At 71.7% G+C, this 19,678-nt stretch carries 17 protein-coding genes and 1 pseudogene; 12 read left to right on the top strand and 6 right to left on the bottom strand.

All coding sequences use genetic code 11. The features are described from left to right. The first annotated feature begins 74 nt into the window (after positions 1 to 74). On the top strand, positions 75 to 851 hold the full coding sequence (gene cysQ / locus VGL30_RS01735; protein ID WP_331536136.1) for a 3'(2'),5'-bisphosphate nucleotidase CysQ: 777 nt from the start codon (positions 75 to 77) through the stop codon (positions 849 to 851). Between the two features lie 3 nt (positions 852 to 854). Here the strand turns inward: cysQ and VGL30_RS01740 are convergent, their stop codons facing one another. Next, complete coding sequence (locus tag VGL30_RS01740; protein ID WP_331536138.1) at positions 855 to 1,043, bottom strand: hypothetical protein; 189 nt, start codon at positions 1,041 to 1,043, stop codon at positions 855 to 857. Positions 1,044 to 1,210: 167 nt separating this feature from the next. On the opposite strand from VGL30_RS01740, the gene VGL30_RS01745 reads away from it, so the two are divergent. Further along, positions 1,211 to 2,335 (top strand): PepSY-associated TM helix domain-containing protein, encoded by a 1,125-nt coding sequence (locus tag VGL30_RS01745; protein ID WP_331536140.1) that lies wholly within the window; start codon positions 1,211 to 1,213, stop codon positions 2,333 to 2,335. Here VGL30_RS01745 and VGL30_RS01750 read toward each other — a convergent pair. Then, entirely contained in the window at positions 2,332 to 3,009 is a 678-nt protein-coding gene (locus VGL30_RS01750; protein WP_331536142.1) for a Fe2+-dependent dioxygenase, read from the bottom strand. The two genes, VGL30_RS01745 and VGL30_RS01750, sit on opposite strands and share 4 nt — an antisense overlap. A gap of 144 nt (positions 3,010 to 3,153) precedes the next feature. Then, on the bottom strand, positions 3,154 to 5,631 hold the full coding sequence (locus VGL30_RS01755) for a TonB-dependent receptor (protein ID WP_331536144.1): 2,478 nt from the start codon (positions 5,629 to 5,631) through the stop codon (positions 3,154 to 3,156). 188 nt (positions 5,632 to 5,819) lie between these two features. On the opposite strand from VGL30_RS01755, the gene VGL30_RS01760 reads away from it, so the two are divergent. Together VGL30_RS01760 and VGL30_RS01765 are read left to right on the top strand one after the other, a co-directional pair. Then, entirely contained in the window at positions 5,820 to 8,516 is a 2,697-nt protein-coding gene (locus tag VGL30_RS01760) for a PAS domain-containing protein (protein WP_331536146.1), read from the top strand. A gap of 169 nt (positions 8,517 to 8,685) precedes the next feature. Beyond that, a complete protein-coding gene (locus tag VGL30_RS01765) occupies positions 8,686 to 10,362 on the top strand; it encodes an MFS transporter (protein WP_331536148.1) in 1,677 nt (558 codons plus the stop codon). On the opposite strand, the gene VGL30_RS01770 is transcribed toward VGL30_RS01765, so the two are convergent. Next, complete coding sequence (locus VGL30_RS01770; protein WP_331536150.1) at positions 10,359 to 11,252, bottom strand: NAD(P)-dependent oxidoreductase; 894 nt, start codon at positions 11,250 to 11,252, stop codon at positions 10,359 to 10,361. The genes VGL30_RS01765 and VGL30_RS01770 overlap by 4 nt on opposite strands. Before the next feature lie 119 nt (positions 11,253 to 11,371). Here VGL30_RS01770 and VGL30_RS01775 point away from each other — a divergent pair, with 119 nt between their 5' ends. Together VGL30_RS01775 and VGL30_RS01780 are read left to right on the top strand one after the other, a co-directional pair. After that, positions 11,372 to 11,836, top strand: coding sequence for a (2Fe-2S)-binding protein (locus VGL30_RS01775; RefSeq protein ID WP_331536152.1), 465 nt, complete (start codon positions 11,372 to 11,374; stop codon positions 11,834 to 11,836). Beyond that, entirely contained in the window at positions 11,836 to 14,022 is a 2,187-nt protein-coding gene (locus VGL30_RS01780; protein ID WP_331536154.1) for a xanthine dehydrogenase family protein molybdopterin-binding subunit, read from the top strand. Before VGL30_RS01775 ends, VGL30_RS01780 begins: the two co-directional genes overlap by 1 nt. On the opposite strand, the gene VGL30_RS01785 is transcribed toward VGL30_RS01780, so the two are convergent. Next, positions 14,019 to 14,618, bottom strand: a complete 600-nt coding sequence (locus VGL30_RS01785) for a nucleotidyltransferase family protein (protein WP_331536156.1) — start codon at positions 14,616 to 14,618, stop codon at positions 14,019 to 14,021. The genes VGL30_RS01780 and VGL30_RS01785 overlap by 4 nt on opposite strands. Positions 14,619 to 14,668: 50 nt before the next feature. On the opposite strand from VGL30_RS01785, the gene moaA reads away from it, so the two are divergent. The 6 genes from moaA (at position 14,669) to glp (ending at position 18,672) form a co-directional block, all read left to right on the top strand. Next, on the top strand, positions 14,669 to 15,700 hold the full coding sequence (gene moaA, locus VGL30_RS01790) for a GTP 3',8-cyclase MoaA (RefSeq protein ID WP_331536158.1): 1,032 nt from the start codon (positions 14,669 to 14,671) through the stop codon (positions 15,698 to 15,700). 4 nt (positions 15,701 to 15,704) lie between these two features. Further along, complete coding sequence (locus VGL30_RS01795) at positions 15,705 to 15,950, top strand: MoaD/ThiS family protein (RefSeq protein WP_331536160.1); 246 nt, start codon at positions 15,705 to 15,707, stop codon at positions 15,948 to 15,950. Next, the gene (locus tag VGL30_RS01800; protein WP_331536162.1) at positions 15,947 to 16,387 is read left to right on the top strand and encodes a molybdenum cofactor biosynthesis protein MoaE; all 441 of its coding nucleotides are present in this window, start codon (positions 15,947 to 15,949) and stop codon (positions 16,385 to 16,387) included. The genes VGL30_RS01795 and VGL30_RS01800 overlap by 4 nt, the downstream gene beginning before the upstream one ends. Before the next feature lie 76 nt (positions 16,388 to 16,463). After that, complete coding sequence (gene moaB / locus VGL30_RS01805; RefSeq protein WP_331536164.1) at positions 16,464 to 17,018, top strand: molybdenum cofactor biosynthesis protein B; 555 nt, start codon at positions 16,464 to 16,466, stop codon at positions 17,016 to 17,018. After that, positions 17,015 to 17,485: a cyclic pyranopterin monophosphate synthase MoaC gene (moaC, locus tag VGL30_RS01810; RefSeq protein ID WP_331536166.1), complete on the top strand. Its 471-nt coding sequence runs from the start codon at positions 17,015 to 17,017 to the stop codon at positions 17,483 to 17,485. Before moaB ends, moaC begins: the two co-directional genes overlap by 4 nt. Continuing rightward, the gene (glp, locus tag VGL30_RS01815) at positions 17,482 to 18,672 is read left to right on the top strand and encodes a gephyrin-like molybdotransferase Glp (protein WP_414694946.1); all 1,191 of its coding nucleotides are present in this window, start codon (positions 17,482 to 17,484) and stop codon (positions 18,670 to 18,672) included. The genes moaC and glp overlap by 4 nt, the downstream gene beginning before the upstream one ends. A gap of 71 nt (positions 18,673 to 18,743) precedes the next feature. Here the strand turns inward: glp and VGL30_RS01820 are convergent. Next, positions 18,744 to 19,604 (bottom strand): annotated as a pseudogene (locus tag VGL30_RS01820) (XdhC family protein); the annotation flags it as partial. Positions 19,605 to 19,678: the final 74 nt, after the last annotated feature.

Genomic DNA, 19,678 nt, shown 5'->3' on the forward strand with positions numbered 1-19,678 from the left:
ATGGATCGGCGCTTTGTTCCAGGCTCCAGGCCTGGGGCCGGCGGCGGGGCGCGAGTTTACGGTGGATTGCAGGGATGCCCGACGCGGCGATCAATGACCTCGGCGCGTCCCTGGCGGACGTCTGCGAAGCGGCTGCGAAGCTGATCCTGCCGCTCTGGCGCTCCGACGTGGTGGTCGACCGCAAGGCCGACAACAGCCCGGTCACCGAGGCCGACCGCCGCGGCGAGGCGCTGATCCTGGCCGGGCTAAAGCGCCTCTACCCCGACCTGCCGGTGATCTCCGAGGAGGACGCCAGCGACTTCGGCGTGCCCGAGGCCATCGGCCCGCGGTTTTTCCTGGTGGATCCGCTGGACGGCACCAAGGCCTTCGTGCGCGGCGACCCGAACTTCACCGTCAACATCGCCCTGATCGAGCATGGGCGACCGGTGGCCGGGGCGGTGACGGCGCCCGCCTCGAACGAGACCTGGTTCACGCAGGGCGGCGCCGCGATGAAGCGGCAGGCGGGCGGAGACGCGCGTCCGGTGCGGGTGCGGCCCTGGACCCAGGGCGCGGCGGTGGCGCTGGTCAGCCACACCATGAAGGAGGCGGTGGCCGAGGAACTCGCGGCCGCCTACCACTTCACGTCGCGCCAGCCGATGGACTCCTCCATCAAGTTCTGCCGCATCGCCGAGGGAACCGCCGACATCTATCCGCGTCACGGCGCGACCATGGAATGGGACATCGCCGCCGGCCATGCGGTGCTGGAGGCGGCGGGCGGCCGCTTGACCACGCCGGAGGGCCGGCCGTTCGTCTACGGCAAGGTCGACGCCGGCTTCCGCAACGGCTGGTTCGTGGCCCGGGGCGGCCTCTAGGAATCAGACATCGCGCAAGGGACCGCCGCCATAGGCAGTCTCCATCCGGGGCGAAGCCACGGGCTGCGCACGCTCCGGGCGCTGCGGGGCCGGCGCGCTCAGGACGAGATAGCCGCCGAAGCCGCAGAGGAAGGCGGCAAGCGCGATCCACAGGAAGGGACGGAGCAGGTCGTAGGGGGCCACCGTCGCCATGGCGCGTCCTCGCGTGCGGCCCCCCGCGCCGCAAGACAACCAGCCCCACGCGGATTCGTTGCACGCCGGCGCGCGGAATCCATCGGCATTGCGATCCGGCGATATTGCAAATGAAAATCGGTCGCATTATCCACACCGGGCTGCGGCGGGTTTGTCGGGGGGAGCGCATGACCAGATCGCCTTTCGGACGCTTGCGGCGCCTCTGGCTCGACGTGCACCTCTGGATCGGCGCCGGCCTGCTGGTCGTGCTGGCGCCGCTTAGTCTGTCGGGGGCCATCCTGGTCTGGCGCGAACCCCTGGACCGCGCCCTGCATCCGGAGCGCTTCGCCGTGAGCGGGCCCGAAGCCGCCCTGCCGCTCTCCGCCTACGCCGATGCGGCCGGGGCGGCCTTCGCCGGCCGCGCGGCCCTGGCCCAGCTTCGCCTGCCGCAGAAGGCCGGCGATCCGGTGGTGGCGACCGGCCGGCTTTCCGGACCGCCCGACGCCGGTGGACGGCCGCGCAGCCTCACCGTCTGGCTCGATCCGCCCACCGCCCGGGTGCTGGGCCGGGCGGATCTCTCCCAATCCTTCAGCCAGGTGATGCACCGGCTGCACGGGACCCTGCTGATCCCGCAGGTCGGGCGCAAGGTGGTGGGCTGGCTGGGCTGGGCGATGTTCGCGTCCTGCGCCACCGGCCTCTGGCTCTGGTGGCCGCGCGGCGGCGGGTTCCTCAAGGCCCTGCGCTGGCGCCGCGGGTCGTCGAAGCTGTTCAAGCTGCACCACATGGTGGGCTTCTGGATCTGCATTCCGCTGGCGGTGCTGTCACTCACCGGGGTCTACATCTCGTTCCCGCAGACCGCCCGCGCGCTGTTCGGCTTGGCCGAGCCCCGGGGCGGTGCGCCCGGCGGCGGTGCGGGACGTTTCGCCCCGCCGATCCCCCATCCGCACCTCTTCATCGACCGGGCCGGCGCCCTGGCCCTAAGGCCCGGCGCCCGCCTCGTCAGCATCAGCGTCCCCGTCGTCGGCAAGGCGCCCGCCTGGCGCCTGCAGGTCACGACCCCGGACGCCGAGGCGCCCGCCGCCGTCCAGGTGGCCGACGCCGACGGCGCGGTGAAGGGCGGCCGGAGCGGCCAGGGCGGCCCCGATCCGCTGTCGCGGCTGATGCGCCGCATCCACGACGGAACCGATACCGGGCCGGCCTGGCGGACGGTCATCGCCCTGGGCGGCCTCGCGCCCACCGTGCTGGCGCTCTCGGGCGTCGTCATGTGGCTGCGCCGCCGGGCGCGGCGGAACGCCCTCGGCGGGTCGGCCTAGACCTCCGCCCACATCCGCAGGAGGTTGTGGTAGCTCCCCGCCAGGGCGACGGCGGCGGGGTCGCCCTGGCCCAGCCTGGCGCTCACGGCCTGGATGGCGTTGTCCAGGTCGTAGAGCAGCGTCCGCTGGCCGTCGGCGCGGACCATGGACTGCACCCAGAAGAACGCCGCCCGGCGCGATCCGCGGGTCACCGGCGCCACCCGGTGCAGGCTGGCGGCCGGATACAGCACAAGGTCGCCCGGGCCGAGCTTCACCGCATGCTCCCCATAGGCGTCCTCGACGATCAGCTCCCCGCCGTCGTAGGTTTCGGGGTCGCTGAGGAACAGGGTGGCCGAGATGTCCGTGCGGAAGCGGACGGGGCCTGCGAACCGGATGGCGTTGTCCACATGGGTGTCGAAGCCCATCCCCGTCTCGTAGCGGTTGAACAGCGGCGGAAAGACCCTGAGCGGCAGGGTGGCGGAGACGAAGCCCGGGTTGCGGCCAAGAGCGCCCAGGATCTCCTCGCCCAGCTCGCGGGCGACCGGCGCATCCTCGGGAACCTGCAGGTTGCGCTTGGCGAGCGCCGACTGCTCCCCCGCCGTCGCCCGGCCGTCCACCCAGTCGGCCGCGGCCAGCCGGCTCAGGAAGCGGGCGGCGTCCTTGGGGCTGAGCACGCCCTCGATGGTCACCAGCATGCGGGACTCCGGCGAAGAAATGCGGGGAGGGCCGCGACGTGCGGCCCTCCCCGCCAGTCTAGACCATTCCGGGGAGGAGGAATGGCCCGCGAACGTGGCCGCCCCGGCCGAAGCGGTCGCGTCCGTAACGTCGAGCCGGGCGGCCTAGAACGCGGCGCCCAGCGAGAGGATCACCGTCCGTCCGGCCGCGGGGACCGCCCGGTTGCCGAACACCTGGGTGTAGTTCAGCCGGTCGGTGATGTTGTAGAGGTTGATCGCGATGCGGTACGGGCCGGCCTTGTAGGCCGCGTAGGCGTCCAGCGTGACGTTGGCCGGCACGACCGAGAGCCGCGACGCCACCAGCGTCGCCCGGTCGGCGTAGCTGATGCTGCGGGGCGTGTAGCCGACGTTCTGCTTGCTCTGGTAGGTGACGTCGCCGCCCACCGACAGCCCGTCCAGCACCGCGCCGAGGTCGTAGGTGGTGAAGAAGCTGGCGGAGTGCTTCGGTACGAAGGTCACCTGCTGGCCGACCGCGACCGTATTCACGACCGGAACGGCCACCGTCACGCCCACGGCGCAGACGATGCCCGTCGGCGTGCCCGTGGTGCTGGTGGGCACGGCGCAGTTGGTGAAGGATTCCTTGATCTTCGCGTCGAGGTAGGTGTAGCCGGCGCTCACCGTCCAGGCCGCGGTGATATCGCCGGTGACGCCCAGTTCGACGCCCTTGACCTGCTGCCGCTCGCCGGACTGGGCCTGCAGGAAGCCGGTGTCCGGATCGGTCTGCAGGGCGTTGTCCTTCTTGATGTTGAAGATCGACGCCGTCGCGTAGAGGTGGGTCGACGGGATGCGGATCTTCGCCCCGGCTTCCCAGATCTCGCTGTCCTCGGGCTTCAGGTCCTTGGTGGTCACCGCCAGCGCCGCGCCGGAGCCGACGATCGAGGTGCCCTGCGGGGTCTGCGACTTGCCCCATGAGGCGTAGAAGGTCTGGTCGCTGGCCGGCTCGAACACCACGCTGACGCGGGGGCTCTTCAGCGTCGGCTTCACCTTGATGTCGGTCGTCGTGTTGTTGAAGAGCAGGGAATTCAGCTCGGCGGTATAGCGATCGATACGGTAGCTTCCGATCATCGAGATCTGGTCGCTGAACCAGAGGCGGTCAGTCAGGAAGATGCCGGCGTCGGTCGATTTGCCCGAACTGTCCTGCGTCGCCGTTCCCGCGGTGTTGGTGAACACCGTCGCCCCGTTCACCTGGGTGGTGCAGTTGCCCGCCCCCACACAGCTGATGCTCTGGCCGGGAACCGCGCGGAACACCGCATAGCCCGCTGGGAAGTTGGGGTTCGGGTTGACCAGCGGGCGCGGGATCACCTGCCGGGTCGTGAAGCCCGCCGGCAGGGCGTAGGCGTAGATCAGCTTGTCGTTCTCCTGGCGCGACAGGTCGACGCCGAGGATCATCTGGTTCCTCAGGCTTCCGAGATCGTAGTCGATCCGCGCCGTGGTGATGTTCTGCAAGCCCCAGGCGTCCATGTCGTAGGGGCCCTGGCCGCCGTTGCCGCCATTGGCCTCGGTCGCGGGGTTGCCGTCGAACAGCGCCGCCGTGCAGGCCGCCGTGCACTGGTCCAGGGTCGAATACTGGAAGTAGCGCGAATAGACGCCGTAGCGGGTGTCGGAGTTCAGGATGACCTTGTCGTTGACCCGGTGGCTGAGCCGCACGGTCAGGATGTCGGCGTCCGAACGGTCGACGTCGTTGAGGTAGCCGGTGAAGGTCGAGCGTTCGACGCCGACGCCATATTCGCTGGCCGGCTTGGCGATGATGTCGCCGGGACGCTGGACGATGATGATGCCGTAGTCGGGCCGACCCTTGTTGTGCTGGTGCAGGTAGCTGACCGAAGCGGTGGTGTCGGTCCCAATCCCGGTCGCCAGCGTCACCGCCGCGCCCCAGCGCTTGGAATAGATGTGGTCGCGGTCCACGACGCCGGTGTCGTTGCCCATCAGGTTCAGTCGCACCGCTGTGGTCGATCCGAACTGATGGTTGATGTCGGCCAGGGCGCGATAGTAGTCGCCGTTGCCCGCATAGCCGTCCACCGCGACGAAATCCGCCAGCTTCGGCGACTTGGAGAGGGTGTTGATCGCCCCGCCGGTGGCGCCCCGGCCGAACATCGCGCCCGACGGGCCCTTCAGGACCTGCACCTCTTCATAGTTGAAGCTGTCACGGGTGTAGGACCCGAAGTCGCGCAGACCGTCCACATACACGTCGTCCTTGGCGTCGAAGCCGCGGATCTTGAACTGGTCGCCGCTGAGCGTGCCGCCCTCGCCGATGGCGATGGTGATGCCCGGCACGTTGCGCAGGGCGCCTTCCAGGCTGTTGACGCCCTGGGCCTTGAGCTGGGCCGCCCCGATCACGCTGACCGCCTGCGGCGTATCCTGGATCGTGGTCGGCAGCACCGAAAGGCCGGTGTCCGCATCCAGTGGCCGGTGCGCGCCCTGGACGTCGACGCCCGAGACCTCCACCGCCGCGGTCGCCTCGGCCTCCGCCGCCGCGGCCTGCCCGGCTCCGCCTAGGCTGGCCGCCCCGGCGAGGACCGCCAGGCCCTGCGCCCAACTCCGGCGTCTGGCGCGGCCTACGACCCCGCGGCCCGTCCCCCTCATGCTTCCCAACGTCCCCTCCACGACTGTTATTGAGAGGCGTTCTTATTTGCAACAGCGCCGCCTTGCAATGAGAACCATTCGCAATAAGGGGCAATCACATTTTACGACCATTGGTAACGACGTTCGCCGACGCCAACCTCGCGTTTACCGGTGCCGATTTAGGGTCGCTGGATATTGGAGGGGGCTCGATGGGCGAGCACGACACGGCCGTTGCGTTGACAGGCGATCAGGCGCTGATCGAGCTGCTGTTCAAGAACAGCCGCGAGCTGATGTTTGTCGTCGGGCCGGACGCCGCCGTGAAGCTGGTGAACCCGGCCTGGGTCGGGGCGACGGGCTGGCGCGAAGACGAGCTCGTCGGCACGAGGCTCAGCGCCCTCGTCCATCCCGACGACCTGGCGACCTATACCCATTCGGCGATCGAGCCATCCGACCGGACGACGGCCGACCGTGTTTTCCGACTGCGGACGAAGACCGGCGACTGGTGCTGGTTCGCACACCGGATACAGCGGACGGCGGACGGCTACTTCATCGGAATCCTGCGGGAGCTGTCTCCCGACGAAAGCCGCGACCCCGAGGTGGAGGAGGCGCGGCGCACGCGGCGGTTGCTCTCCGACGCCGCCGGCATCGGCGCCTGGTCGTACGAGCCCGCCGAGCGGCAGATCCGCTGGTCGGAGAATATCGCCCGTCACACCGGCTTCACGGCCGCCGAGATCTCCTGCCCGAAGGCTTTCGCCGCCCGGCTGCACCCTGAAGACCGCCAGGAGCTTCTGGAGGCCATGCGCCGCGGCGTGGAGGAGGGCCTCCCCGGCGCCGTCGAGCACCGCTTCCTGAACAAGGACGGCCGCTGCACGGCCTGGCGGGCGACGTTCCATACGGAGCCCCGGCCCGGCGGGAACTTCGCCCTGCGGGGAATTTCCCAGGAAATCACCGAGCTCACCGCGGCGCGCGACGCCGCGCGGCTCGGCGAGCAGCGGATGCACCAGCTGGTGGAGGCCGCGCCCTTCGCCGTGGCCATGTTCGACCGCGAGCTGCGCTACATGGTGGTCAGTCCGCGCTGGCGGCAGGTCTTCGACCTGACCCGGCGCGAGCACGTCGGCCATCGCCTGCAGGATGTCTTTCCCAACGTGCCCAAGCGCTTCCTGAGCGCGCACGGGCAGGTGCTGCTGGGCGAAGTCGTGGCCTGCCCGGAGGACCATTTCACCGACAGCCAGGGCGTGTCGCACTGGGTCCGCTGGGAGGGCCGTCCGTGGCGGGACGCCAAGGGGCGCGTCGGCGGCATGGTCGTCTATATCGACGACATCTCCGCCCTGGCCCAGGCCCGTCGCGACGCGCAGGTCAACGCCCGGCGCCTGAAGCTGGCGCTCGAAGCCGCCGACGCCGGCGTCTACGAGATCGACCACGTGGCCAAGACCTTCTGGGCCTCGCCCGAGTTCAAGAAGGTGATCGGCTCGGCCTCGAGCACCTACGAGGATGCGCTGAAGCTGCGCTTCCCCAACTTCCACCCCGACGACGTTCCCGCCGTCCGCCAGGCGTTCCTCGACATCCGCGCCGGGCGCCGCGAATCGGGCGAGGCGTTCGAGACCCGCATCATCAAGCCCAACGGCGAGGTCCGCTGGGTGCGGGTGTTCCACCACCTGAAGCGCAGCCGCACGGGACGCTGGCTGAAGGGCGTGGGCCTGGTGCACGACTTCGACGTGCGCAAGCGCCAGGAGCTGGACCTGGTCGAGGCCCAGCGCGCCGCGGAATCGGCGGCCGAGGCCAAGGCTTCCTTCCTGGCCAACATGAGCCACGAGATCCGCACGCCGATGAACGGCGTCATGGGGGTGCTGCACCTCTTGAAGGCGGAGCAACTCACCGGCGACGGGCGCAAGATGCTCGAGGAGGCGCTCTCCTGCGGCCAGATGCTGGCCGAACTGCTCAACGACGTCATCGACTTCTCGAAGATCGAGGCGGGGCATCTGGAGTTGTCCAACGAACCGCTCAATCCGCGCGAAGTGGCCGAAGGCGTGGCGCGGCTGCTGCGTCCGCAGGCGGAGGCCAAGGGCCTGAGCCTGACGGTCGAGGTGGACCCGGCGGTCGCATGGGTGCAGGCGGACCCGGTGCGCCTGCGCCAGGCGCTGTTCAACCTGCTGGGCAACGCGGTCAAGTTCACCCTGCAGGGCGGCGTCACCCTGCGTTGCCGCCCGGGGAAGACGGCGGGGCTGCTCCGCTTCGAGGTGGAGGACACCGGCGTCGGCGTGCCGCAGGCCGCCCAGGCGCGGATCTTCCAGCGCTTCGACCAGGGCGACGCCTCCACCACCCGCCGGTTCGGCGGCTCGGGCCTGGGCCTGGCGATCACGCTGCGCCTTGCCGAGATGATGGGCGGCGACGTGGGCTTCACCTCCGTCGAGGGCGAGGGTTCGATGTTCTGGCTGGAGATCGCCGCCGCCGCCACGGCGACCCCGGCCGCTCAGGTCGAGACCGGCGACGCGCTCGTGGAGCGGCTGCGGGTGCTGGTGGTGGAGGACAACGCCACCAACCGGATGATCGTCACCAAGCTGCTGGAGAACCTGGGCGCGGTGGTCGAGACCGCCGCCGACGGCCTCCTGGGCGTCGAGGCCGCGAATCGCAGCGCCTTCGACATCATTCTGATGGACGTGCAGATGCCGGGCATCGACGGTCTGGAAGCCGCCCGCCGCATCCGCAGGGAAGGCGGTCCCAACGCCGCCGCGCCGATCGTGGCCCTGACCGCAAACGTGCTGTCCCACCAGCGGTCCGCCTATCTGGACGCCGGGATGGATGGCGTGGTGGGCAAGCCGATCGCACCGGCGGCGCTGATCACCGAGATCGGCCGGCTTTGCGCCGTGGCGAGCGCCCAATCCGATACCGCCGCCGCCGTCGCCTGACGCGGCGCCGGCAGGTCTTCCAACCGCCCCCGGGCTAGAACATGTTTGATTCTCTTCGAACCAACCATGTTCAGCAAGTCTTTGAAATAGAGCGTGATGGTCGCCGGAACCGGCTTCCACTTCCGGCTGTCACGCTCTAGACCTTCCCGGCAGTCCGGGGAGGCAAGGCATGGTGGAGATCGCCGTCGAAGGCGTTGAAGCGCCCGTGAAACGCGGGTCGCTGCGGACCGTGGTCGCAGCCTCGGCGGCGGGCACGGCGTTCGAGTGGTACGATTTCTTCGTCTTCGGCAGCCTGACGCAGATCATCTCCAAGACCTTCTTCTCGGGCCTCACCGACACCGCCGGCTATATCGCCGCCCTGGCCCTATTCGGCGCAGGCTTCGCCTTCAGGCCGATCGGCGCGCTGGTGTTCGGGCGGATCGGCGACCGGGTGGGCCGCAAGGGCGCCTTCCTGGTGACGGTGGTGCTGATGGGGGCGGCCACGGTGGCCATCGGCCTCTTGCCCACCTACGCCCAGGTGGGGATCCTGGCGCCGGCGCTGCTGGTGCTGATGCGCATCCTGCAGGGCTTCGCGCTGGGCGGCGAATACGGCGGCGCGGCGATCTATGTGGCCGAGCACGCCCCGCCCGGCGCGCGCGGACGTTCGACGAGCTGGGTGCAGACCTCGGCGGCGTTCGGCCTGTTCGGCGCGCTGCTGGTGATCCTGGCGACGCGGCTGGCGGTGGGCGCCGTCGCCGGCCCCGCGGCCTTCGACGCCTGGGGCTGGCGCATCCCCTTCCTGGTCTCCGCCGGCCTTCTGGCCATCTCCATCTGGATGCGGCTCAAGCTCAGCGAAAGCCCATCCTTCGCCCGCATGAAGGCCGCCGGCGAGGGCTCCGAAGCCCCCTACGCCGAGGCCTTCGGCCAATGGAAGAACCTGAAGATCGTACTGCTGGCGCTGGTGGCGATCATGTCGGCGCAAGGCGCGGTCTGGTACACGGTCTTCTTCTACGTGCAGACCTTCATGGAGAAGTTCCTGAAGGTCCCGCCGGAGACCATCAACGGCCTGATGATGGCGGCGACTGCGGTCAGCGCCGTGCTCTACGTCCTGTTCGGCTGGCTGTCGGACAAGATCGGCCGCAAGGTGGTGATGCTGTTCGGCATGACCCTGATGCTGGTCGCCTACTTCCCGGGTTTCCACATGCTGGCGCAGACCCTGAACCCGGCCCTGGCCGAGGCCCAGGCCCGCGCGCCGGTGGTGGTGGCCGCCGACCCGGCGGACTGCTCGCTGCAGTTCGACCCCGTCGGCAAGGCGGCCTTCGTCTCGTCCTGCGACATCGCCAAGAGCGTGCTGGCCAACGCCGGCGTTTCCTATTCCAACCGCGCCGCCCCGGCGGGCGCCAGGGCGCAGGTTCTGCTGGGAACCACGGCGGTGGACTCCGTCGACGCCCGCGGGCTGCCGAAGGACGCGCTCAAGGCCACCCGCAACGACGTGGAGACGCGGATCAAGGCCGCGCTGGCCGGCGCCGGCTACCCCGCCAAGGCCGACCCGGCGCGGATGAACCTCGCCGGCGCCTTCGGAGTGCTGCTGGTGTTCGTGATCGCCGCCACCGCCCTGTTCGGCCCCATCGCCTCGACGCTGGTGGAGCTGTTCCCGACGCGGATCCGCTACACCGCCATGTCCCTGCCCTACCACATCGGCACCGGTTGGATCGGCGGCTTCGTGCCCTTCACGGCCTTCGCCATCGTCGCGGCCACGGGCGATATCTATTCAGGTCTCTGGTACCCGTTCGCCTTCACCCTGCTGTCGGTGATCACCTGCCTGCTGCTGCTGCCGGAGACCCGCCACCGCCCCCTTGATCACTAGGCCGGCGCGGCCAGCAGCACCTCCACCGTCACGCCTGCGGACCCGATCGCCCGCAGGGCTTCGGCGTCCAGCGGGCCGGTCGCCACCCGCACCACCCGCAGGCCCTGCTGCGCCAGGGCCGTCATCTGCGCCGGCGTGACGTCGGCGGGCGCCCGCCGCTCGGCGTCTCGGCGCGCCAGCTCCAGCACCTCGGCCGCCGTGTCGGGATCGGCGACCAGGACGTCGGCCTCGGCCAGGGCCCGGGCGGCGCGCAGGGTCAGCAGGTCCGCCGGCCCGCGGCCGGCCACGAACTGCACGATCCCCGCCGCCTGCGGCCCCTGCGCCAGCGCCTGCAGGAACAGGCTTCGCGCCCGGTCCGTTTCGCCGGCCATCGCCGCATCGGCCGCGGGGCCCAGAAGCGCCGCGCGCAGGAAAGCCCGGCGCTGGGCGAGGTCGGGCAGGGCCTCGCGCACCTCGGCCTGGTGCTGCCGGAACAGGGCCGCGAGCCGGCCGGCGCCCTCCGGGATGCAGGCGGCGACGGCGCTGCGCAGCAGGCCGGCCAGCATCGGCGAGGCGCCGCCGGTGCCCACCGCCGCCACCACCTCCCCCCGGTCGATCACCGCCGGCGTGGTGAAGTCGCAGAGCGTCGGACGGTCCACGACGTTCACCGGCACATGGGCGGCGTGGGCGGCGTTGACCGCGGCCTGGATGAACAGGTCGTCGTCGCTGGCCACGAAGACCAGCGCCGCACCGCGGTAGGTTCCGGCCAGGAACGCCTCCGGTCCCGCGGCGCGGACCACCGCCGCCGGCGAGCCTGCGAACAGCCGGGCCTTGGCCTCCGCCGCCTCGCCGGCGCCGGCGATCACCACCGTGCGGCCGGTCAGCGGGAAGTAGGCGGGGAATGCGTCCATGCGGGATCCTCGGGCGGGGCCTCGAACCGTAGCGGGTCGGCCGCCCCGCCGCCACGTCGCGGACTCTTACCGAATCCGCTGAACACCGTTAAGATGGAGCCGGTTTCGGAGGACGCTTCATGGCGCTGACCTTGGACATCAACGGCAAGGCGCTGGCGGTGGAGGCCACGCCGGACATGCCGCTCCTGTGGGTGCTGCGCGACGGCCTGTCGCTCACCGGGACCAAGTACGGTTGCGGGGTGGGCCAGTGCGGCGCCTGCACGGTGCTGGCCGACGGCGCGCCGGTCCGGTCGTGCCAGACGCCGGCCTCGACCCTGGCGGGGGTCAAGATCCTCACTATCGAGGGCCTGGGCGGCAGCCATCCGCTGCAGCAGGCCTGGGCGAAGCACGACGTGCCCCAGTGCGGCTACTGCCAGTCGGGCCAGATCATGTCGGCGACGGCGCTGCTGGCCAAGACGCCCCGGCCCACGGACGCCGATATCGACGCGGCCATGGACGGCAACATCTGCCGCTGCGGGACCTACCAGCGCATCCGCGCCGCCATCAAGGACGCCGCCGGCCTGACGCCCGCGGAGAACGCCTGATGAACACCCCCGCCGACCTCCGCAAGGCCGGCGCCACCCGCCGCGGCCTGATCGTGGGCTCCGCCGTGGTCGGCGGCGCCCTGCTGGTGGGCTGCTCGCCCGCGGACCTCCTGGGCGTGGGCGCGCGCAAGATGGATCTGGGCGCCTTCGGACCGTTCATCCGCATCGACCCGCAGGGGCTGGTGACCGTGGTCTGCAAGCATGTGGAATTCGGTCAGGGCTCGCACGCGGGCCTGGCGGCCATCGTCGCCGAGGAGCTGGACGCCGACTGGTCGAAGGTGAAGGTCGCGCAGGCGCCGGCCGACGCCAAGCTCTACGCCAACGCCGCGATGGGCGTCCAGGCCACCGGCGGGTCGACCGCCATCGCCAACTCCTGGCTGCAGCTGCGCAAGGCCGGGGCGGCGGCGCGCGCGATGTTCGTCGGCGCGGCGGCCAGGCGCTGGGCCGCGCCCGCGGCCGAGATCGCGGTGCGCGACGGGGTGGTCAGCCACACGGCCTCCGGCAAGCAGGCGACCTTCGCCGAGCTGCTGGCCGACGCCGGCAAGATCCCGCCGCCGGAAGCCCCGGTGCTGAAGGACCCCAAGACCTTCACCCTGGTGGGCACCGGCCGGGTGCGCCGCAAGGACGCCCAGGCCAAGAGCGACGGGACGGCCCGCTTCACCCAGGATGTCCACCTGCCCGGCATGCTCACCGCCATGGTGGCGCATGCGCCGACCTTCGGGGCCACGGTGAAGGCCTTCGACGCCAAAGCGGCCAGACAGGTCCCCGGCGTCGTGGCGGTGCACCAGATCCCCACCGGCGTGGCGGTGGTGGCCCGGGACACCTGGGCCGCGCGCCAGGGCCGCGACGCCCTGCAGGTGACCTGGGACGAGTCGAAGTCGGAGACCCGCAGCTCCGACCAGATCGCCCAGGGGTTCCGCGACATGGCCGCCGGACGGGCCCAGCCCACGGGCAAGGCCAAATGGACGGCGTTCGACAGCCGGGGCGACGCCGCCGCGGCGAACGGGCCCGAGGCCTTTTCGGCGACCTACGACTTCCCCTACCTGGCGCATGCGGCGATGGAGCCGATGAACTGCGTGGCGATCGCCGACGGGAGCAGGACCCGGCTGATCTTCGGCTCCCAGATCCCAACGATGGACCAGCTCAACGCCGCCAAGATCGTGGGCGCCCTGCCGGCCCAGGTCCAGATCGAGACGCTTTACGCCGGCGGCTCGTTCGGGCGCCGCGCCAGCTTCAACTCCGACTACGTGGCCGAGTGCGTCCACATCGCCAAGGAGGTCGGCAAGGCCACGCCGGTGAAGCTGGTCTGGACGCGGGAGGACGACATGGCCGCCGGCTGCTACCGGCCGCTAACCCACCACGCCGTGCGCGTCGCGGTGGACAAGGACGGCTATCCCACCGCCTGGCGCCACCGGATCGTCACCCAGTCGATCCTGAAGGGTTCGCCCATGGGCGGCGGCAAGCTGGACCAGACCGCGGTGGAGGGGACCCTGGGCTCGCCCTACCTGACGGCTACGCCGGCGGTGGACGCCCAGGTGATCCTGCCCGACGTCGGCGTGCCGGTGCTGTGGTGGCGCTCGGTGGGGGCGACCCATACGGCCTTCGCCATGGAGCACACCATCGACCAGTTGGCGCGGCGGGCCGGCAAGGACCCGGTGGACTACCGCCGCGCCCTCTACCGCAAGGCCGGCGCGGCGCGGCGGCTGGCGGCGCTGGACCTGGCGACCGAGAAGGCGGGCTGGACGACGCCCGCGCCGGAGGGCTGGACCCGCGGCGTGGCGGTGCACGAGTGCTTCGGCTCGGTGGTTGCGCAGGTGGCCGAGGTCAGGCTGGTGGACGGGGTCCCCAGGGTGGGCCGGGTGGTGACCGCCATCGACTGCGGCACGGCCGTCGCGCCCGACCAGATCGCCGCCCAGATGGAGGGCGGGACCTGCTACGGCCTGTCGGGGGCGCTGTTCGGCCGGATATCCCTGAAGGACGGCCGGGTGGAGCAGGCCAACTTCGACGGCTACCGGGTCCTGCGGAACTCCGAGGCGCCGACGGTGGAGACCTACATCGTGCCTTCGACCGCCGCGCCCTCCGGCGCGGGGGAGCCGGGGACGCCGGTGATCGCGCCTGCGGTCGCCAACGCCCTTCTGGCCCTGACCGGCAAGCCGACCACCTCGCTGCCGTTCGTGAAGGCCTAGGCCGACGAGAGATGCTCGGGGAGGTCGACGTCGAAGAGCACGCCGTCGTCGGGGGCTTCCACCAGCGCCAGCCTGTCGCCCAGGCGGCGGAGGATCTCGCGGGCCCCCTGGTCGCCGGTGAGGGCGTCAAGCGCCGGAATCAGGGCGGCGCCCAGCAGGACGGGATTGCCGCGGCGGCCGGCGAACTGCGGGGCGGCGGCGGGGGCGCCCGCCAGAACCGCATCGGCCAGGGACTGCAGCACGGCCGTGGGGACCCGGGGCATGTCGCCCAGGAAGATGAAGACCCCCGCCGCGTCGGCCGGCAGGACAGCGGCGCCTGTGCGCAGGGAGGCGCCCAGGCCCTCGGCGAAGGCCGGCGCGTGCGCCACCGCCAGGCGATCCGGCTGGCCGGCCCGGTCGGCCCAGGCCCGGGCCGCGGCCGCCACGCGGTCGGCGTCTGCGCCGGTGACCAGCGTCACCGAGCGGGCCGGCGCGGCGAAGGCGGCGGCCAGCGCGCCGTCCAGCAGCACGCCGCCGTTCCAGGGCGCGGTGAGCTTGCCGCCGCCGAACCGGCGGCCCAGTCCGGCGGCCAGCACGAGCGCCTCGAGGCGTTGCATCGCGCCTGCCCCTTTCGTCAAGGCCCGTTCCCTTCTATCTTAGGCGGGTTATGAGCCCCTACGACGCCCCGGCCGTCTACGCCAATCCGCCGGCGCTGATCGACGGTTATGGCCGCAACGTGACCTATCTGCGGCTGTCGGTCACCGACCGCTGCGACCTGCGCTGCGTCTATTGCATGGCCGAGCACATGGTCTTCCTGCCGAAGGCCGAGGTGCTGAGCCTGGAAGAGCTTGAGCGGGTGGCGAGCGCCTTCGTCGCCTTGGGCGTGCGCAAGCTGCGGATCACCGGCGGCGAGCCCCTGGTGCGCAAGGGGCTGATGAGCCTGATGGGCGAGCTCTCGCGCCATCTGCGCAGCGGGGCGCTGGACGAGCTGACCCTGACCACCAACGGCACCCGCTTGACCGAGCTCGCGGACGAACTGGCGCGGGTGGGCGTGAAGCGCATCAACGTCTCGCTGGACACCCTCAAGCCCGAGCTGTTCCGCCGGCTGACCCGCGGTGGGGACATCGCCAAGGTGCTGACCGGGATCGACGCGGCGCAGGCCGCGGGGCTCGCCGTGAAGATCAACGCCGTGGCCCTGAAGAACGACAACGCCGCCGAACTGCCCGAGCTGGTCGCCTGGGCGCACGGGCGGGGCCTCGACATGACCCTGATCGAGACCATGCCCATGGGCGAGGTGGACGAGGACCGCACCGACCAGTTCCTGTCGCTGGCCGACGTGCGGCGGGACTTCGAAAGCTTCTGGACGCTGACCGACATCCCGCTCACCACCGGCGGGCCTGCGCGCTATGTGCGCGTGGAGGAGACCGGCGGGCGCCTGGGGTTCATCACGCCGCTGACCCATAATTTCTGCGACCTCTGCAACCGGGTGCGGCTGACCTGCACCGGCACCCTGCACACCTGCCTGGGCCAGGACGACGCCACCGACCTGCGCGCCGTGATGCGGGCGGGCGCCGACGATGCGGGCCTGATCGACGCGATCCGGCAGGGGATCGACGGCAAGCCCAAGGGCCACGACTTCCATATCGGCCGCGGCGAGGCGCCGGCCGTGGCTCGCCACATGTCCACCACCGGGGGCTGAGGCCGTGGCGCGGGTGCTGCTGTTCGGACCCCTGCGCGACCTGGCCGGCTGGCGGGAGCGGGACCTGGCCGACGCGCCGGCGACCCTGTCGGCCCTGCGCGCCTATCTCGCCGCCGAGGATGCGGCCCTGGGCGAGGCGCTGGCCGCACCCGGGGTGCAGGTGGCGCTGGACCAGGCGATCGTGCGCGGCGACGCCGCCGTGCCGCCGGGCGCCGAGGTGGCCTTCCTGCCGCCGATGAGCGGCGGATGATCACCCTGACCGAACAGCCCTTCGACCCCGGGGCGCTGCTCTCGGCGTTCGCCAAGGGCCGGCGGGAGACGGGGGCGGTGGCGACCTTCACCGGCCTGGCCCGCGCCGAGGACGGGGAGACGGCGATCCTGGAGTTGGAAGCCTATCCCGGCTTCACCGAGCGGGAGATCGCCCGTATCGCCGAGACGGCGCGGACGCGATTCGAACTCGACGACCTGACCGTCACCCATCGCGTCGGCAGAATAGGCCCCGGCGAGCCGATCGTCTTCGTGGCCACCGCCGCCTCGCACCGGCGGGCGGCGTTCGAGGCCTGCGACTACCTGATGGACTACCTGAAGAGCCGGGCTCCCTTCTGGAAGAAACAGCACGGCCCAGGCGGCGCCCACTGGATCGAGCCGCGCGCGCAGGACCATGCCGACCTGGCGCGGTGGGAGTAAGCAGCCCGCAACGCGGCGGCGCCCTTCACCGCGACTGGCTGAGGCGGTAGAACCGGGCAAAGATCGGAGACCCTTCATGAACGCCCCAGTCCTCACCCCCGGCGGCCGCATCGACGAGAGCCGGCCGTTCAAGCCGGTGCGGGTCGCGCTGCTGACCGTTTCCGACACCCGCGACGCGGAGAGCGACACCTCCGGCGACGTGCTCGCGGACCGGGTGGCCGGGGCGGGGCACATGCTGGCGGGCCGCGCGATCGTGCGCGACGCCATCGGCGAGATCCGCGCGCAGGTCCGGGCATGGTGCGCCGCCGGCACGGTGGACGCGATCATCACCACCGGCGGCACCGGCATCACCGGGCGCGACGTAACGCCGGAGGCCATCGAGCCCCTGTTCGACAAGAAGATCGACGGCTTCTCGGTGGTGTTCCACCTGGTGAGCTACCAGTCGGTGGGGCTGTCGACCCTGCAGTCGCGGGCCACCGCCGGGCTGATCGGCGGGGTGTTCGTCTTCTGCCTGCCGGGGTCCAACGGGGCGGTGAAGGACGGGTGGGACAAGGTGATCTCCGCCCAGCTCGACAGCCGGCACGGCCCCTGCAACATGGTCGAGCTGATGCCGCGCCTGATGGAGTCGTGAGCCGGCTGACCCACATCGACGCGGCCGGCCGGGCGCGGATGGTCGATGTCTCGGACAAGGCGGTCACCGGGCGGGAAGCGACCGCTGAAGGCTTCGTGCGGATGTCGCCCGTGACCCTGGCGCTGGCGACGTCCGGCCTCGGCAAGAAGGGCGACGTGCGCGCCGTGGCCGAGATCGCCGGCGTGATGGCGGCCAAGAAGACCTCCGACCTGATCCCGCTCTGCCATCCGCTGGCGCTCTCCAAGGTGGAAGTAAGCGTCGAGCCGGCCGAGGGCGGCATGACCGTGACCGCACGGGTGCGGACCACCGGCAGGACCGGCGTGGAGATGGAGGCGCTGACCGCCGTGTCGGTGGCCTGCCTTACGCTCTACGACATGCTGAAGGCGGCCGAGAAGGGCATGGTGATCGAGGCGGTCCGGCTGCTGGAGAAGTCCGGCGGCGCCTCCGGCGACTGGCGGGCGGAATGAAGCTGCTGCCGGTCGACGAGGCGCGGGCGCGGATGCTGGCGCGCATCACCCCCCTGCCCGGCGAGACGGTCCCGCTGGCCCGGGCGATCGGCAGGGTGCTGGCGGAGGACGTCACCGCGGTGCGCGACCAGCCGCCGTTCCGGGCCTCGGCCATGGACGGCTGGGCCTTGCGGGCGGCCGACACGCCGGGGCGGCTGAGGATCGCAGGCGAGAGCGCGGCGGGCCACGGCTACGACGGGACGCTCGGGGTCGGCGAAGCGGTGCGGATCTTCACCGGCGCGGCCGTTCCGCAAGGCGCCGACACGGTGGTGATCCAGGAGAACGCCAGGCGCGACGGCGAGGTCGTCGAGGTTCCGGCAAGCCCGCCGGACGCCAATGTGCGCCCCGCCGCCGGCGACTTCGGCGCCGGCCAGCCGCTGCTGGCCCGGGGCGTGCGGATGGACCCCTGGCGACTGTCGCTGGCCGCCTCGGCGGGACGCGCCGAGGTGCGGGTGCACGCCCGGCCGCGGGTGGTGTTCTTCTCCACCGGCGAGGAGATCGTCGAGGCGCCGCAGGCTCCCGGGCCCTTCCAGATCTACGATTCCGGCGCGCCGGCCCTGAAGGCCATGGCCGAGGGCTGGGGGGCGGCGGCCTGCAAGGCGCGGCCGGTGCGCGACCGGCTGGAGGCGGTGGTCGAGGCGCTGCGCGGCGCGGACGCCGACCTGCTGGTGACGGTGGGGGGGGCCTCGGTGGGCGACCACGACCTGGTGCGGGCGGCGGGCGAGGCGCTGGGCCTGACGCTGGACGTGGCCAGCGTCAACGTGCGGCCGGGCAAGCCGACCTTCTTCGGGGTGCTGGGCGACGGCCGGCGCATCCTGGGCCTGCCGGGCAACCCGGCCTCGGCCTTCGTCTGCGCCGAGCTGTTCCTGAAACCGATCCTGGCCGCCTACACCGGGGCGCCGACCGGGTTTCCGACGATCCAGGCGAAGACTGCGACGCCGCTGTCGGCCAACGGCCCGCGGGAGCACTGGATGCGGGCGCGGCTTTCGACGGCCGACGGGGGCCTGAGCGTCGAGCCCTACCGCGATCAGGATTCGTCGCTGGTGACGGTGTTCGCCGCGGCCAACGCCCTGCTGCGCCGGCCGCCGGGCGCGCCGACCGCGGCGCCGGGGGAGCTGGTCGAGGTGCTGCCGCTGGCCCGCGCGTAGCGCAGGGCCATGATCTCGCCCACCACCGAGACGGCAACCTCCCAGGGCGCCTTGCCGCCAATGTCGAGGCCGATCGGGGCGTGCAGGCGGGAGAGAGCGCCCTCCGCCAGTCCCGCCGCGCGCAGCCGCGCCAGCCGTTCCGGCAGGCGGGTCCGGGCGCCCAGCAGCCCCACGTAGCCGGCCGGCGACGGCAGGGCCGCGGCCAGCGCCGCCTGGTCGATCTCCAGGTCGTGGGTGGCGACGGCCACCGCCGTCCACGGATCGAGACCAATGGCGGCCAGGGCCTGGGCCGGTTCGTCGCGGCGATAGGCGACGCCGGCCAGCGGCGGCGGCTGCGGCGGGCCCTTGGGGCGCACCAGGGTGGTCTCCAGGCCGGACTGGGCGCCGAGCTGAGCGATGGCCAGGGCCGTTGGGTCCGATCCGAACACCGCCAGGCGCGGGACCGGGTCGTGCCGCAGGCTGACCGCGCCGGTCCACGCCTGCGCCCTGCCGGGCGGGACGCAGGCCCGGCGGCGGCCGTCGCTGATCCACACCGCGGGACGCCGGGCGTCGCGGGCTTCGATCAGGGCCGCCAGCGCCGGGTCGCCGGGGTCGATCCGCTCCACGAAGATCTCGATACGGGCGCCGCAGAGCAGTCGGATGTCCGGCCACGGACTGCCCTCCCCGTAGACCAGGGTGCGCGGCTCGCCATCCGAGAGGCAGGCGAAGGCGTGGTCGGCCACGTCGGACTCCACGCAGCCGCCGGAGAAGTAGCCGGCGACGATCCCCTCGGCGAAGACCATCTGGGTTCCCGGCGGACGCGGGCCGCCGCCCTCGACGGCGGTGAGGGTTGCGAGCGCCGCCGGCCGGCCGGCCGTGCGCGCCGCGGCGAGCGCGGGGCGGACGTCGTCGGCGAGGCCGAATGTCGGCCATTCGGGCAAAGGCTCGCGCATCGGTGCGAGCTTAACCTCCCAGCAAGATTGCAGATACGGGATCTTTAGGCCTGGGGCTCAGTATAGGGGCAGAC

The sequence above is a fragment of the Phenylobacterium sp. genome (assembly GCF_036502675.1).
Lineage (GTDB): Bacteria > Pseudomonadota > Alphaproteobacteria > Caulobacterales > Caulobacteraceae > Phenylobacterium.

Bases quoted from the DNA above. Each gene is read 5' to 3' on its own strand.
- cysQ (WP_331536136.1), top strand. From the start codon at position 75: ATGCCCGACGCGGCGATCAATGACCTCGGCGCGTCCCTGGCGGACGTC.
- VGL30_RS01740 (WP_331536138.1), bottom strand. From the start codon at position 1,043: ATGGCGACGGTGGCCCCCTACGACCTGCTCCGTCCCTTCCTGTGGATC.
- VGL30_RS01745 (WP_331536140.1), top strand. From the start codon at position 1,211: ATGACCAGATCGCCTTTCGGACGCTTGCGGCGCCTCTGGCTCGACGTG.
- VGL30_RS01750 (WP_331536142.1), bottom strand. From the start codon at position 3,009: ATGCTGGTGACCATCGAGGGCGTGCTCAGCCCCAAGGACGCCGCCCGC.
- VGL30_RS01755 (WP_331536144.1), bottom strand. From the start codon at position 5,631: ATGAGGGGGACGGGCCGCGGGGTCGTAGGCCGCGCCAGACGCCGGAGT.
- VGL30_RS01760 (WP_331536146.1), top strand. From the start codon at position 5,820: ATGGGCGAGCACGACACGGCCGTTGCGTTGACAGGCGATCAGGCGCTG.
- VGL30_RS01765 (WP_331536148.1), top strand. From the start codon at position 8,686: ATGGTGGAGATCGCCGTCGAAGGCGTTGAAGCGCCCGTGAAACGCGGG.
- VGL30_RS01770 (WP_331536150.1), bottom strand. From the start codon at position 11,252: ATGGACGCATTCCCCGCCTACTTCCCGCTGACCGGCCGCACGGTGGTG.
- VGL30_RS01775 (WP_331536152.1), top strand. From the start codon at position 11,372: ATGGCGCTGACCTTGGACATCAACGGCAAGGCGCTGGCGGTGGAGGCC.
- VGL30_RS01780 (WP_331536154.1), top strand. From the start codon at position 11,836: ATGAACACCCCCGCCGACCTCCGCAAGGCCGGCGCCACCCGCCGCGGC.
- VGL30_RS01785 (WP_331536156.1), bottom strand. From the start codon at position 14,618: ATGCAACGCCTCGAGGCGCTCGTGCTGGCCGCCGGACTGGGCCGCCGG.
- moaA (WP_331536158.1), top strand. From the start codon at position 14,669: ATGAGCCCCTACGACGCCCCGGCCGTCTACGCCAATCCGCCGGCGCTG.
- VGL30_RS01800 (WP_331536162.1), top strand. From the start codon at position 15,947: ATGATCACCCTGACCGAACAGCCCTTCGACCCCGGGGCGCTGCTCTCG.
- moaB (WP_331536164.1), top strand. From the start codon at position 16,464: ATGAACGCCCCAGTCCTCACCCCCGGCGGCCGCATCGACGAGAGCCGG.
- glp (WP_414694946.1), top strand. From the start codon at position 17,482: ATGAAGCTGCTGCCGGTCGACGAGGCGCGGGCGCGGATGCTGGCGCGC.